This is a genomic window from Providencia hangzhouensis (genome assembly GCF_029193595.2).
Taxonomy (GTDB): domain Bacteria; phylum Pseudomonadota; class Gammaproteobacteria; order Enterobacterales; family Enterobacteriaceae; genus Providencia; species Providencia hangzhouensis.
Genome location: NZ_CP135052.1, coordinates 2,991,975 through 3,005,711, shown reverse-complemented (window position 1 = coordinate 3,005,711; position 13,737 = coordinate 2,991,975). Strand labels below are relative to the sequence as shown.

Here is a 13,737-nt window from a genome sequence, read left to right as displayed (position 1 = left end):
AACTTAAAGCCATCACATTGTGATGGCTTTTTTGTGGGGATATTGGCGAATTTGGTTTTTATTGATGAGACGGGTTTAAATAGTCACTTGCCTTTATGCGATACAGCACATGTTCTTGTAACCAATGGCCATCAGGGAGTGTAGGGTGATAAAAATTATTTGGGTGTTTTATCATTCCAAGTCTTTGCATTACGGATTCTGATGGTAAATTGACTACTGCGGTAAACGCAACGAGCTCTTCTAGCTTTAGTTGTTCAAATGCAAATTTGATCGCGGCGTGAGCCCCTTCAGTCGCATAGCCGTGACGCCAATACTCGGGAAGTAAACGCCAGCCAATTTCAACACAAGGGGAAAAGGGCAGATTAGCAGCAGGAATATTTAAACCAATAAACCCAATAAATTGTTTGTTGGATTTCAATTCCACAGCCCATAGTCCCCATCCTCCTTGTTGAGCAAATTTATCTATGATGGTTTCCATAAATTGTGCATTTTGCTGCTCATTTAGTACTGAAGGAAAATAGCGCATGACATCGGGGTGGCTATTCATTTGGTAAAGTGGTTGCTTATCTTCTTCTTGCCAGCCACGTAACCGCAAACGTGCAGTTTCTAATCCAGTGATTTTCATGCCGACTCTTTATTAAGGCGCATGTGCAGAATAGGGAATGGATTGCCTTCACCATCTAATTCAGAACGTGCGTATTGTTTAAAACCCATATGCTGATAAAACCCGATAGCTTGAGGGTTTTGTTCGTTAACGTCCAACTCAGTAATACCTAAGGTATCAATAGCATATTGAAGAAGTTTCTTCCCTGTGCCTTGGCCTCTATTTTCTTGGGAAATAAATAACATTTCAAGACGGTGTTTATCGCACCCTAGAAAACCGGTCATATTGCCTGCGCTATCGAATGTCACAAAAACAGCTAAATGTGGTAAATAAATATCTTTGATAGCAATTTTTAGTTCAGCAATTTTTTCTTCAGTTAAAAAATGGTGAGTTGCCCTCACTGAAGACTCCCAAACACGAATAATATCATCATCGTGTGCACGTGTAGCGCTTTGGACTATCATTATATTGTCTCCGTATATTGACTGGAAAATATTAACTTTTGCTTTTCTTATGTCAACCGCTGGTTTTAAATTTACTTTAAGGTTGTTTTTGAGATATTTATCGCAGAAAAAAAAGTCAACTTCGTCATTATTAGATAAGTTACGGCATAATTTTCTCACCAAGTTTTTTATATAGCGATAAACGTATTTTTCTTTGTTGACTTAATCGTAGGGGTATCTTAATGAAATATAAATTACTAACTCTCTGTTTATCCGCGGCATTATTAACACCTATTGCACCTGTATTGGCGAATACAGAGACCAAAGCAGATATGGTTTTGGATCAAGTTTTAGTTCTTAGTCGCCATAATTTACGTACACCTATTGTAAATACCGGTATTCTTACTGAAGTAACTGATAAAAAATGGCCTGCTTGGGATGCACAAAGTGGATATCTCACAACGAAAGGTGGCGCACTTGAAGTCTATATGGGGCATTATTTTAGGGAATGGATAGACCAAAATAAATTACTTGCAGATGAACTGTGTCCAACGAGTAACGAAGATATATACCTTTATACAAATAGTCTACAAAGGACGATAGCAACTGCCCAATTTTTTGCAGCAGGAGCCTTTCCAGGATGCAAAGTAAATATTCATCATCAGCCTGAAATTGGTAAGATGGACCCTGTTTTTAACCCAATTATTACGAATGCCTCTCCTGAATTTAAGCAACAGGCACTCGCTGAGATGGAAAAATATTTTAAAGGTTTATCACTAACTGCGGGTTATGAAGAATTAGATAGTGTATTGAACATTAAAGATTCTCAAAAATGTAAAACAGATAAGTTATGTAATTTAAATAGTCAAAAAAACAGTTTTATTATTGAAGCAGAAAAAGAACCGGGCGTCAGTGGTCCATTAAAAATTGCAAATTCAGCGGTGGATGCAATAGACCTTCAATACTATGAAGGTTTTCCTGCAAATGAAGTCGCTTGGGGGCTTGTGAATACCCCTGAAAAATGGAAAAAACTGAATACGTTAAAAAATGCTTACCAAGAAACGTTATTTACACCAAAAATTATTGCCAAAAATGTCGCACATCCAATATTAAATTATATCGATAAAGGTTTTGTTTCGGCCGATAAAGGAGAAACTGCAAAATTTATATTCTTAGTCGGTCATGATTCGAATATTGCGTCATTGATGTCAGCAATGGATTTTAAGCCATATCAATTACCAGAGCAGTATGAGCATACCCCGATTGGGGGGAAATTAGTATTCCAACGCTGGACGGATAAGCAAGCTAATAAAGATTTTATGAAAGTAGAATATGTTTATCAAACAGCAGATCAGCTGAGGGATAACACCTATTTATCATTACAGACCCCTCCTAAACATATCACATTAGAGCTAAAAGGGTGTCCAATTGATAAAAGCGGCTATTGTTCTTGGGAGGATTTCCAAAAAGTCATGGCGACAGCCCTAGAACAGTAATAACAAAGCCTAAGTGCCCCGCTAACTTGAGTGGGGCATTATTTTTTGGGATGATAGCTAAATTATATTTTCGGTTTATGAATCTCTTATGTGGACAAAACAGTCACGATGCCTATTCAGTTTTTACAGCTAAATCAAATTAGTATTGCAGATCTTATCGCATTAAATACTCATCCAGCCGTACTCGAACATATGCCTTTAGGGAGTAATCAATTCGATGAACAGGCCTGCCGTCAGTGGGTCATAGGAAAAGAGCAGCATTGGGAGCAATATGGCTATGGCGTATGGGCCATTATAGTTTATGGTCAGTTTGCTGGTTGGGGAGGGCTACAAAATGAAGCGGGCGATGCGGATTTAGCTTTAGTTTTACATCCTAAGTTTTGGGGAAAGGGAAAATATATTGTTAATAATATAATTAATAAGGCATTTACATCATTGAAGGTTGAGTCAGTCACGATACACTTACCGTTAACACGTAAGAAAGTATCAGCAATTTTGCGTTATGGTTTTATTGAGGAAGCCATCGTTGATTTTGACGGTATTCCTTTTAAGCGTTTTAGATTAAAACATTCATCAGTTTTATAGCATAAAAAAACCCTGCTAAAAAAGCAGGGCGTGAAAGTCACGAAAATGTTTATGAGTCTTTAATTTACCCTAAATGAGTGCATAAATAGCCTCATAAAGTGTGTGTCTTTGCTGTTTTTTGTAACAATCATTAAGGCTAAACCTTTTATTTGTAAAATGCGTTTATTTGGCAGCAAATAGCACTTTAGCCTTTATTATCGAACGACTAATACGCTAGTTTTCGCATAGCGAACTACTGATGCGGCATTAGAACCGAGCAAATAGGTTGACATACTCGGGCGGCGCGAACCTAATAAAATTATATCGGCGTTAATATCTTCTGCTGTTGCCAAAATTTCGTCTTTAACAGAACCGACGGTTGCTTTTGCCTTTACTTTATCTGCAGGGATATCAAATAATTTAATTTTTTCTTTTAACTCGCTAAGAATGATTTCAGCTTGTTTTTCATCATCAGGGAAGTCCCCTGGTAAGATTGTGCCACCGTAGCGCAAATAATTTGAAATTGGTGCGGTTACGGCAAGAAAGTGTACTGTTGCATCGTTCAATTTTTGTAGTGAGTTAACATGAGGAACTAATAAATTAGTGAGAGCATCTTCGGTTACATCGATCGGTACTAAAATTGTATTGTACATAATATCTCCCTTTTTCTTTTATATTATAAGCTTAGACCAATATCATACATTGTGAATTTGATTATTAATAGTAATGAATTTATTGGTGAAAGGGTGTGAGCAAGTAGCCGTAATAAGATTTTTTATCAAAAAATAGAAGTGCCCGATGTCATTATAATGAGCGACATCAGGCAAATGGCGGGAAATACTAAGTCAGATTTATTTTTTTACGCAGGCTTCTTTTAAACCAGCTTTACAGGCTTGAGCTAGATATTCAGCTGCAGATTTTTCGTTTATTTCAATTCCTTCACCACTTTCTAGCATTTTACCTACTTGATATTGCGCTGGTGGGAATTTTTTATCAGCAGATTTTTTGAACCATTCAAAAGCCGTAATATAGTTTTGTTTTACACCAATACCTTGATAGTAAAATTGGCCCATATAATTCTGAGCTTCAACATTGCCTTTATTGGCTGATTTCTCAAACAGATCCATGGCAGTTTCGAGGTTGGCTTCAACACCATTACCGTTTAAATACATATCACCTAAAAATAACTGAGCATCAGAATTACCTTTATTTGATGCCATCGTTAGCCATTTTTTTGCTTTACCATAGTCCTGTTTAAGCTCATTCCCAAGGTAATAGCCAATTCCCAACATGACTTGCGCTTTTATATCCCCTTTTTGTGCCTCCTGTTCGATACGTTTGATGGTTTCTTTGGGAACTGCAGCAACACTTAGGTTAATTGAAAAAGCACATAAAATAATAAATGAGAGAATTCTAAGCATGATTGATGTCTTATATTAGCGTTGTTTATTTCTATTTTTTAATAAAATGTCTCGATGAGATTTACTGTCAACAAAGTATATTATACAAAGAAAATTTACATCAAAATACGTAATGTAAAATAAGCTACACGCTCATCTTTTTACGCATTTTTAGGATAATTGATTACTTCTATACTCTACGATTTTAATTGAAAAATATCAATACGTAATAAAAATTACAATATATTGAAGTATGAAATTTAATGTTTCTTAGTCATTTTATGTGTTTATTGTAACAAGATCTTAATAAAGAAAGTGGTTGAAAAATCATATAAATCAGGTGGTAATATAAGTAAGCTTTGGGCGATTATTTTAGAAAAATATCTTATGCTAATAAAATCTCGATATAAAACACATAAAAAGTGAAAAAATAAATTAAATAGTATGTGCTATAAGAAAGGTGTGAATCGAAATTTACAGAATTCACACCTTCAGCAATATGCGAAAAATTTTTACTTTAACGGCTTAAGAAAGCTTATGACTCAAATAATGGCGTGGGTTTTCCGTTGTCATCAATTGCAACAAAATTAAACTGGCCATGTATTACTTCTTCACGACCATCTGAATACATATCTTCTAGAAAAATCGATACGTTGACCGTTAAACTGGTTCTTCCGACTCGAATAACTTTACCTACTAACTCAACAATGGTCCCTGAAGGGATTGGGTGGGTAAAGTTAATTTTCTCAGTTGATACCGTAACGAGGCGTTTACGGCTAAACCGTGTTGCGGTAATAAAAGAAACTTCATCCATCCAAGCTAGGGCGGTACCACCAAACAAAGTACTGTGGTGGTTAGTCGTTGTTGGAAATACGACTTTAGAGACGCGAGAAATGGATTGCTCAATTTTTTGTGCGATGACATCGTCAGCGATGGAGCTCATGGTCTGCCTTACAATTGTTACTGGGTGTATTAGAAATGTTAAAGACCAAGTGTAATACTCCTCTCAATTTAATTCAGCAATAAATGTGAAGTGAATCGTTCCAGTTGAAAAGTTTTTTCATATTTTCGTATTTAGGAAAAATAGGGGGAAATATTAAAGACTCAAAACTAGACAATGAGCCTTTAAATTGCTGAAAAAAGATGGGGGTTAATTATCTAAATATTCGGCGCTCATGCGAACTGCTTTTGCATTGCTGCCATTTTTAACGCAAGAAACTAAAAACGCATTAGATTCAGCCCAAATAGTGGCAGAAAAATCTTCGCCATCAATATCTTTTTCAATGGTAACAGGGTATTTTTCAACGCCTTCAAGCCACTCGATTAACCCTGATTTACACGTTGGAAAGTCGTCTTTTGCTATTGAGCCATTTAAAACCGGCACGGCAATTTGTGGTTTATTGTTGTCAGCAATCATGTCCTCTAATTGCTCTACGGTATACGTTTTTTCAGCGAAAGCAGTGGCGCTTAATAGTGAAATCGTTATTGCTAATAGTAATTTATTCATAATCACTCCATTTGATTTAAGTTTCGAATACTAAGCAATAGAGCCACAATAGGCAATAAAAAAACCCTTCATATAGAAGGGTTTTTGTGAGCAAATTTTACAAACATGTATTAACTAAATCTGTACAGACTAAATGGTTTCACATTCAGTGAGGGTTCTTTGCCTAATAGCAAGTCAGCTGTGAGCTCGGAAGAAACTGGGCTTTCGGTCATCCCCCAGCCTGTGGCAGTATTGATAACTAGACCAGGATATTCATTGACTTGAGAAATGATTGGGTGCTCATCTGGTGCGATGGCCATAGCACCACTCCATTGGTCAATCAGTTTAGAATCCTTAAATGCAGGGAATTCTGTTTTTAATTTCTCAAATGATGCATTCAGCTCTGGTAAATCAGGTAATGCCGTCATATTTCTGTGTTTTTCAAATGGTGAAACTTCATCCAGTTTCCAGCTTGTTGGCTCAGTAAATGAATTAATTAATTGTTCATTTAATGAAATATGCACAGGGAAATCAGGCATAGATAGCAGTGGAATGTATTTATAGCCATAGACGAAGGAGTCTTTAACAACCGGTGCAACAATCACACGAGGGGATGTTGCATAGGTACCATCTGCTTGTTCACGGAAGAAAATATTACCCGGTAAAGCAACGTTACCCCCCGGTGCAGTTGGTGAACCGGTGATCAGTTGTTGAGATTGATAAGCCGGTAATGTTGGGACATCCACACCTAAGTTTTGCATAAACAGCCTTGACCAGACGCCACCTGCCACAACAACACGTGAGGTCTTGATAGGCCCTTTCTCGGTGACGACATCAGAAATTACGCCTGCTTGAGTTTCTAAACCTCTTGCTGCACAGTTAGTATAAATTTTTATTCCTAATTTTTTCGCGTAATCAGCCATGACGAAGGTTGCAATTTCAGCATCTAAGCTACCAGAGTCTTCTTCAAAACCTGCGATTGTCCATTTAGACCGTGCACCGTTTAAACGTTGGTTGAGTTCAGCACCTTCGATAATGCGTGTTTTGAATGGAATATCTGAACCGACATTTTTACTGCGAGTATCAATCCACTCTCTAACATTGACAAGATCTTCTTCATCGAATGGCACTTCAACGCGGCCTTGAGTACGATAGCTTGTATCTGCACCGACTTTCGCGTTCATCTCTCTCCAACGTTGTTTGCCTAAGTGGTGGAGTAAGAAGGTTTCATCTGGCATTTTATAAGTGATAACTTGGCCGTAGAAGCGGGATGATTGCTCGCCTGCGATGTTACCTTTTTCAACAATAACAACATCTAAACCACGTCCAACCAGCTCAATTGCGGTCATGATCCCCAGAATTCCAGCACCAATAACAACGACGTCAGCTTGCTGTGGTAGAGGGCCTTCAGTTCCTGCAACAAAGCCATGTCGTGGCTTACCAGGAACAAATCGACCTTCACGAGTTAACATTGGAGTTAAAATTCCAGCCCCTGCAGCAACGGCAACAACACCACCACCAATCAAAAATTTTCTTCTAGTTATAGCCATCTTATTAAGTTCCTTATATCGAATGAGTTTTTAACAATTGACCAAAGCTTCAATTAGAAATGTTTATAATTGTAATTATATCTTTAATAATAATTATAATTGTAAACCAAATTGAGTTGAAATTAAAAGATTTGTTTAAATGTTAAAAAATTTATTTTTAGATAAGGAATGGACGCCAATATTTCGAGAAAAATAATGGCGCTGGTAGAATTCGGATAGAGAAACAGATAGGAAAATAAATGGCTTTGCGCTTACCTATTTGATTTGTAGTGTTTAAATGTGGATTTGGCCTGTTAAAAATAAAACGGCTTTACCTGTTAATTTTACTCGGTCAGAGGTTAGCTCACATTGAACTACCCCTCCGCGCGATGAAATCTGTTGGCCTATTAACTGCGATTTATTCAGCTGTTTGGCCCATATTGGAGCAATGGCACAATGTGAGGTGCCTGTTACAGGGTCTTCGTCAACCCCTTTGGCGGGAGCAAAGTAACGAGAAACAAAGTCACAATCGCTATTAGCACTTTCTGCTGTAATTGCTAACCCGGGTAGAGAAAGCTGCGCAAGTTTTAACATGTCTGGCTGACAGTTTTGAACGTGCTCTGCACTTTCAAGAAAACACAGATAACGGTCTTTTGCTATCCAAAGATCTTTGATTTTGACACCAAGGATATCGACGAGGTGTGGATAATGCTTTGGATGGCTTTGTTCGGATTCAAGAATTGGAAAATCAAGTGTAAATCCTTGTGCATTCTGTGTCACAACGAGGTCACCCGACAGAGAATTAAATGTTAAAGGATGAATGTCTTGCTGGAGCACTTGATTTAACACAAAAGCAGCGGCAAGTGTTGCATGGCCACAGAGTGTTACTTCAACTTTAGGGGTGAACCAGCGAATATGATGGCCGACTAAAAATGCGGTTTCTGACAAGTTAACCTCTGCGGCAATGGCAATGAGCTGTTCATCTGGTAACCAGTTATCGAGTAATACAATCGCTGCTGGGTTACCGCGAAAAAGGGTATCTGTAAAAGCATCAACATAGTAAATAGGGGCGGAAAGGCTCATTGTATGATTTCCTAAAGTCATTATGGGATGATGAGAGAGCAGTATAGCGCCTATTTTATCAGAAATAATAAGCAAACTATTAAGTGGGGAATGATGCGGAGGATCCGGTAGCGTGTGGGCTGCTACCGGATAGAAGACAATTAATCAGCGCTATTAAGCATTAGCTTCATTTTTGTCTGCATTTTTAAGCATTTTTCTAACAGGGATAATCAACGCTGCTAATACGACCGCACAGATCACCAGTGCAATAGAGACGTGGGAGAATAGCTCAGGCATCGAATCTAATTGGTCTTTGCGAATGTTACCCCCCATGATACCAGCTGCAAGGTTACCCAATGCGCTAGCACAGAACCATAACCCCATCACTTGGCCGCGCATTTTTTGTGGTGCGAGCAAGGTCATGGTTGCTAACCCGATAGGGCTTAAGCACAGTTCTCCTAACGTCAGCAATAAGATACTGCCAACTAACCAGAAAGGTGAAACGCCACTTTGGGTTGCGAGTACTTGGTTTGCTGCCACCATCATGATAGCAAAGCCGCCCGCAGCAAATAAGATACCAATCACGAACTTGGTCATACTGCTTGGGTTCATATTGCGTTTAGCCAACGAAGGCCAGAACCAGCTAAATACTGGGGCTAACAATATAATGAACAAGGCATTGATTGATTGGAACCAAATGGTTGGAATTTCAAAACTCCCCATTTGGCGGTCAGTATAGTCCCGAGCAAAGATATTAAATGAAGTGGGTTTTTGCTCAAAGGCTGACCAGAAGAATGCGGCTGCAATCAGTAAAATCAAGCATGCCAGTAAACGAGAACGTTCGCTGCTGTTTAAACCGCCAAGGAAGAACATAAATAAGAAATAGATGCCCACACAGGTCGAGATAACATAAGCAGAACTTTTCGCAATTATTGAGGCATTAAATGGGATCGTACCATTATCAATCAAGATAACCAGTATGGCTAATAGCACCATGGCAAAGGTAACCCATTTCCCCACGTTTTTGCGCTCAACCGTTGGACGGTTCCAAGTGGAATCAAGGCCAACTTCTTTATCATAACGGCGCATTTGAGGAATGGCGTAAAAGCGGAAAATTAACAGGGCAATTAACATTCCTAAACCACCAAGGCCAAAACCTAAATGCCACCCATATTTTTCATGAAGTGGGCCAATAATTAACGGGGCAATAAAGGACCCCATATTGATACCCATATAGAACAGGGAGAAACCGCCATCACGGCGTGTATCTTCTTTCTTATACAGGGTTCCTACCATCACGGTAATACAGGTTTTAAATAACCCTGTACCTAATACGATGAGCAATAAGCCGACGAAAAAGAAAGTATTTGATAAAAACGCAGACATTGCGATGGATAAATGGCCAAACGCAATGATTAATGAGCCGTACCAAACGGCGCGGCGTTGGCCTAACCAGTTATCGGCTAACCAACCACCCGGTAACGAGGTGATATAAACCCCTCCAGCGAAAATACCGACGATAGCCGAAGCTTGTTCAATAGGTAATTCCATTCCGCCTTGTAATAATGCCGCACTCATAAATAAGATAAGTAACGGTCTAACTCCGTAAAAAGAGAAGCGTTCCCACATTTCTGTGAGGAAAAGCGAACTCAATGGGTATGGATGCCCAAAAAAAGTTTTTGTTTTAGTCGCAGAATTATTCATCTGTGAACTCCCATAAATACTCTCTTGAGAGGTTGTGCATGATATAAAACACCAAGCCGTGCGCCTGAGTGCCAATTGTTATTGATATGTTAACATGAATATATGAAACATATTTTTAACATACATTATTATAGAATCACCTATATACAGAATGAATTTATTGTAAAAGGTGTGTTTTTAAGGTGAAAAGTCGATATAACTCTCATTTCTCACGATAAGCTAGGGGAAGATACAGGATTTTAGTTGACAATAAAAGAAAGAATTTTGAATCGATTAAGTTATTTAAAATCAAGTGGTTAGGTGTATTAAAATTTGATTTTAAGGAAAGTAAGGCAATAAAGCTTATAAATCATCAGGTTTTTGTACAAAAAATAGCAAGAAGCTTATTGGTCGGTAGGGGAGGCTCGCAGGCCATCGGATTGGCGCCTGATGACTAACCATGAATAAATTAAGTTGAAGAGAACTAACGCAGCGGTGAAAAAGAATACGGCTCTGAAACCGTAAGTTGCAGCGACAAACGACCCCATCAATGGCCCTGTCACATTCCCAACATCTCGCAATGCTTGGTTATAGCTGAAAATACGTCCCGTTACTTGATGGGAAATATTATAGATAATTAACGTTTGTACTGCGGGTAATAGCGCAGCATTCAGAGCCCCAAGCATAAATCGGAGAAAGCCTAGCTCCCAATAACTACTTACCAGCCCCATTGGGAATAATACAAAAATAGATGCTCCCAGCACGGCGAGTAAAACTTTTTCAGGGCCTATTCGGTCACTGAGTTTACCTAACATGGGCGCACTGATTAAAGCCGCAACACCAGGAATGGAAGCTATCACACCACTGACAAAGGCCAAGTTTTCAAGGGAATCAGATAAGTCACGTACATAAAGCGTGATGACAGGGTTGATTGAGCCCATAGCAGCTTGAATAATCATGGTGGTAAAAAAGAGGCTGATAACTAAATTTTTATTACGTAAAGAGGCAAAAACTTGTTTGCTCGTTAATGCATCTTTGCGAGAAACAGGCGTGAAGCGTTCTCTGACATAAAAAAGCGTGACAAAAAAGCAGATAAACAGCACCGTTGCGGTAATAAAAAAGACGGGACGTAAGCCATACTGGTCAGCAAGAAAACCGCCAATGAGTGGGCCAATAAGTGCGCCACTTACTGCACCAGTAGCGAGGACACCCATAGCCCAACCACTTTTTTTCACGGGAACTTGAGTTGCAATCAGCGCGTTAGCATTGGGAACAAAACCCCCCAATAAACCTAATATGGCTCTTAAGGCTAAGAGCTGCCAAATATTTTGTGCAAAACCAATAAGCACCATCACGATAGCCATCCCTAGTGCTGAACGCAGCAGCATGAGTTTACGGCCTTTACGATCGGATAATCGACCCCAAAATGGCGCAGCAATCGCGGAAAATAAGAAGGTGATACTAAAAACTGCCCCTGTCCATAGGTTCAAAGAGGCATGGTCTTTAACGCCTAGTTCTTCAATATAGAGGGGGAGAAAAGGCATGATCAGGCTAAAGGCGGCACCTGTTAAAAAACAGCCGAACCACACGACGTATAGGTTACGTTTCCAATACTCTGTTTTTCCCGTCATAATTTTCCCGTTATGTTCAGTTCTACAGCGTTGTTGGCTTCATTTGCCTAATGTACGCTCTTTGGGATGTCTTCATTTTCCCGCCTAGCTGTAGACCCGACTATTTAGGAAAAACAGTATGAAAAACAGTAAGAAAAGCATCATAAAAAACAGTTGAAAAACCGCGCTATAATTTATCTGATTACGTTAATAATTAATGATGGATTTTGTCTAAATCCCCGTATAACGAAGGCTCCCCTTCAGGACGCGTTTTAAAACGACGATGTAGCCACATATATTGTTCTGGTGCTCTGAGGATTTCTTTTTCAATAACTTGGTTCATCATGGTTGCGGTAGCCACATTATCTTCAATTGGGAAATCATCAATGGCAGGTTGAATGATTAATTCATAACCTTTACCCGCAGGTAAACGTCTTGGTGTAAAAGGCACCACTAAAGGGGAAGCCAGACGTAAAATAATTTGCGAGCCATTGGTTGTCGCTGCATCTTTTACGGCGAACAAAGGCGCAAATGTACTATTGCGAGGGCCGTAATCATGGTCGGGGGCATACCATAAAATTTCACCATTTTTTAAGTCACGAACCATGCCTTTCATATCTTTGCGATCCAACATATATTTGTTGGAACGTAAGCGCCCACGGGTTTGTAGCCAATCGAGGAGGTCATTATCATTGGCGCGATATACACCAATGCCCGGATTTAACATGCCAAAGGCACGCGCACCCATTTCCAAGGTTAAAAAATGAACACCAAGCGCGATAATGCCTCTACCTGTTTGGCGGGCAGCAACAGCATTTTCTTCCCCAATGACTTTGACCCAGCGACGAACGCGCCAATCAGGCCAAAACCAAGCCATGCCCGTTTCAAATAAGCCCATGCCGACAGATTCAAAGTTTTTGTCAACACAGCGTTGCCGTTCTTGCTCACTCATGTCTGGAAAACATAATTGCAAATTTCGCTCTGCGACTTTCACCCGTTTTTTCAAAAAGCGTTTAGAAAATAACCCTAAACGCGTTCCCATCCAATAAATGAGAGGATAAGGCAATAATACAAGAAGATATAATATGCCAATGCCTAGCCAAGTTAGCCAGTAACGAGGGTGGAAAAACCGTTTTTGAAATTTTGGAGCTAGTATCATTGTTATCCGAATATATTAGTCACAAATTAATAAAAAGGCATGATTAAACTATATCAAATTATTCGTTTAAAGCGTTAATTGCCTGCATGGTGCTCATTAACTCAGCTAAGTTACGAACCGCCATTTTTTCCATGACGCGAGAGCGATGAACCTCAACAGTGCGTACAGAAACACAGGTTGCCTCAGCAATCTCACGGTTAATTAAGCCTTGCAACACATAACCACAGATATCTTTTTCACGAGGGGTGAGCGTTTCATAGCGCTGCTTAATTAAATGCCCTTCAGTGGCTTTGGTGGTTTGTGATTGAGCTTGTTCTAAGGTCTTAGCAAGTTGTTGGCTATCAATGGGTTTTTGTAGAAAATCAACAGCGCCAAGTTTCACTTGTTCCACCGCCATCGGGATATCGCCATGACCAGATAAAAATATCACAGCCAATGTACTGTGTTGTTCCCTAAGGTATTGGTGAACTTGTCGTCCATCTAATTTAGGCATGCGCATATCCAATAACACCACACCTTCTTGGTGTAATGCCGCATTTTGGATAAATGTTTCACTGTCATTCCAAACGGTAACGCTATAGCCCAATGTTTCTAGTAAGAATTGGCAGGCATCCGTCACATCGGGGTCATCATCCACGAGATGGATTACTGGCATACATATACCTCGTCGTGTAGAGGGTGACAAATAAGGTGCTTTATAT

The 13,737-nt window shown here is 39.3% G+C and carries 14 protein-coding genes; 2 read left to right on the top strand and 12 right to left on the bottom strand.

The window, feature by feature from the left end; genetic code table 11:
• Positions 1-58: 58 nt before the first annotated feature.
• Together PZ638_RS13645 and PZ638_RS13640 are read right to left on the bottom strand one after the other, a co-directional pair.
• Positions 59-625 carry a GNAT family N-acetyltransferase gene (locus PZ638_RS13645; protein ID WP_144141245.1) on the bottom strand — a complete coding sequence of 189 codons (567 nt, stop codon included), beginning with the start codon at positions 623-625 and terminating at the stop codon, positions 59-61.
• Positions 622-1,068, bottom strand: a complete 447-nt coding sequence (locus PZ638_RS13640; protein WP_036957876.1) for a GNAT family N-acetyltransferase — start codon at positions 1,066-1,068, stop codon at positions 622-624. The genes PZ638_RS13645 and PZ638_RS13640 overlap by 4 nt, the downstream gene beginning before the upstream one ends.
• Before the next feature lie 221 nt (positions 1,069-1,289).
• On the opposite strand from PZ638_RS13640, the gene agp reads away from it, so the two are divergent.
• Both agp and PZ638_RS13630 read left to right on the top strand, forming a co-directional pair.
• Complete coding sequence (gene agp / locus PZ638_RS13635; RefSeq protein ID WP_180312027.1) at positions 1,290-2,543, top strand: bifunctional glucose-1-phosphatase/inositol phosphatase; 1,254 nt, start codon at positions 1,290-1,292, stop codon at positions 2,541-2,543.
• A gap of 90 nt (positions 2,544-2,633) precedes the next feature.
• Positions 2,634-3,128, top strand: a complete 495-nt coding sequence (locus tag PZ638_RS13630; RefSeq protein ID WP_257468699.1) for a GNAT family N-acetyltransferase — start codon at positions 2,634-2,636, stop codon at positions 3,126-3,128.
• 194 nt (positions 3,129-3,322) lie between these two features.
• Here PZ638_RS13630 and PZ638_RS13625 read toward each other — a convergent pair whose 3' ends face one another.
• The 10 genes from PZ638_RS13625 to ttrR form a co-directional block, all read right to left on the bottom strand.
• The gene (locus tag PZ638_RS13625) at positions 3,323-3,760 is read right to left on the bottom strand and encodes a universal stress protein (RefSeq protein ID WP_004255887.1); all 438 of its coding nucleotides are present in this window, start codon (positions 3,758-3,760) and stop codon (positions 3,323-3,325) included.
• A gap of 198 nt (positions 3,761-3,958) precedes the next feature.
• The gene (locus tag PZ638_RS13620; protein ID WP_004255883.1) at positions 3,959-4,528 is read right to left on the bottom strand and encodes a tetratricopeptide repeat protein; all 570 of its coding nucleotides are present in this window, start codon (positions 4,526-4,528) and stop codon (positions 3,959-3,961) included.
• Positions 4,529-5,042: 514 nt separating this feature from the next.
• Positions 5,043-5,450, bottom strand: coding sequence for an acyl-CoA thioesterase (locus PZ638_RS13615; RefSeq protein ID WP_004255881.1), 408 nt, complete (start codon positions 5,448-5,450; stop codon positions 5,043-5,045).
• Positions 5,451-5,657: 207 nt separating this feature from the next.
• On the bottom strand, positions 5,658-6,014 hold the full coding sequence (locus tag PZ638_RS13610) for a hypothetical protein (RefSeq protein WP_004255879.1): 357 nt from the start codon (positions 6,012-6,014) through the stop codon (positions 5,658-5,660).
• Between the two features lie 110 nt (positions 6,015-6,124).
• On the bottom strand, positions 6,125-7,543 hold the full coding sequence (locus PZ638_RS13605; RefSeq protein WP_164455789.1) for an NAD(P)/FAD-dependent oxidoreductase: 1,419 nt from the start codon (positions 7,541-7,543) through the stop codon (positions 6,125-6,127).
• Between the two features lie 273 nt (positions 7,544-7,816).
• The gene (locus PZ638_RS13600) at positions 7,817-8,605 is read right to left on the bottom strand and encodes a PhzF family phenazine biosynthesis protein (RefSeq protein WP_136135473.1); all 789 of its coding nucleotides are present in this window, start codon (positions 8,603-8,605) and stop codon (positions 7,817-7,819) included.
• Between the two features lie 153 nt (positions 8,606-8,758).
• A complete protein-coding gene (locus PZ638_RS13595) occupies positions 8,759-10,288 on the bottom strand; it encodes a peptide MFS transporter (RefSeq protein ID WP_004255871.1) in 1,530 nt (509 codons plus the stop codon).
• 383 nt (positions 10,289-10,671) lie between these two features.
• A complete protein-coding gene (mdtG, locus tag PZ638_RS13590) occupies positions 10,672-11,898 on the bottom strand; it encodes a multidrug efflux MFS transporter MdtG (protein ID WP_004255869.1) in 1,227 nt (408 codons plus the stop codon).
• Positions 11,899-12,091: 193 nt separating this feature from the next.
• Complete coding sequence (locus PZ638_RS13585) at positions 12,092-13,036, bottom strand: Kdo(2)-lipid IV(A) acyltransferase (RefSeq protein WP_144141239.1); 945 nt, start codon at positions 13,034-13,036, stop codon at positions 12,092-12,094.
• Positions 13,037-13,094: 58 nt separating this feature from the next.
• Positions 13,095-13,691: a tetrathionate respiration response regulator TtrR gene (gene ttrR, locus PZ638_RS13580; RefSeq protein WP_004255863.1), complete on the bottom strand. Its 597-nt coding sequence runs from the start codon at positions 13,689-13,691 to the stop codon at positions 13,095-13,097.
• Between the last annotated feature and the right edge of the window lie 46 nt (positions 13,692-13,737).

What these genes read in the sequence shown, in the direction of transcription:
- PZ638_RS13645 (WP_144141245.1), bottom strand. Translation starts at nt 625, where the DNA reads ATGAAAATCACTGGATTAGAAACTGCACGTTTGCGGTTACGTGGCTGG.
- PZ638_RS13640 (WP_036957876.1), bottom strand. Translation starts at nt 1,068, where the DNA reads ATGATAGTCCAAAGCGCTACACGTGCACACGATGATGATATTATTCGT.
- agp (WP_180312027.1), top strand. Translation starts at nt 1,290, where the DNA reads ATGAAATATAAATTACTAACTCTCTGTTTATCCGCGGCATTATTAACA.
- PZ638_RS13625 (WP_004255887.1), bottom strand. Translation starts at nt 3,760, where the DNA reads ATGTACAATACAATTTTAGTACCGATCGATGTAACCGAAGATGCTCTC.
- PZ638_RS13620 (WP_004255883.1), bottom strand. Translation starts at nt 4,528, where the DNA reads ATGCTTAGAATTCTCTCATTTATTATTTTATGTGCTTTTTCAATTAAC.
- PZ638_RS13615 (WP_004255881.1), bottom strand. Translation starts at nt 5,450, where the DNA reads ATGAGCTCCATCGCTGACGATGTCATCGCACAAAAAATTGAGCAATCC.
- PZ638_RS13610 (WP_004255879.1), bottom strand. Translation starts at nt 6,014, where the DNA reads ATGAATAAATTACTATTAGCAATAACGATTTCACTATTAAGCGCCACT.
- PZ638_RS13605 (WP_164455789.1), bottom strand. Translation starts at nt 7,543, where the DNA reads ATGGCTATAACTAGAAGAAAATTTTTGATTGGTGGTGGTGTTGTTGCC.
- PZ638_RS13600 (WP_136135473.1), bottom strand. Translation starts at nt 8,605, where the DNA reads ATGAGCCTTTCCGCCCCTATTTACTATGTTGATGCTTTTACAGATACC.
- PZ638_RS13595 (WP_004255871.1), bottom strand. Translation starts at nt 10,288, where the DNA reads ATGAATAATTCTGCGACTAAAACAAAAACTTTTTTTGGGCATCCATAC.
- mdtG (WP_004255869.1), bottom strand. Translation starts at nt 11,898, where the DNA reads ATGACGGGAAAAACAGAGTATTGGAAACGTAACCTATACGTCGTGTGG.
- PZ638_RS13585 (WP_144141239.1), bottom strand. Translation starts at nt 13,036, where the DNA reads ATGATACTAGCTCCAAAATTTCAAAAACGGTTTTTCCACCCTCGTTAC.
- ttrR (WP_004255863.1), bottom strand. Translation starts at nt 13,691, where the DNA reads ATGCCAGTAATCCATCTCGTGGATGATGACCCCGATGTGACGGATGCC.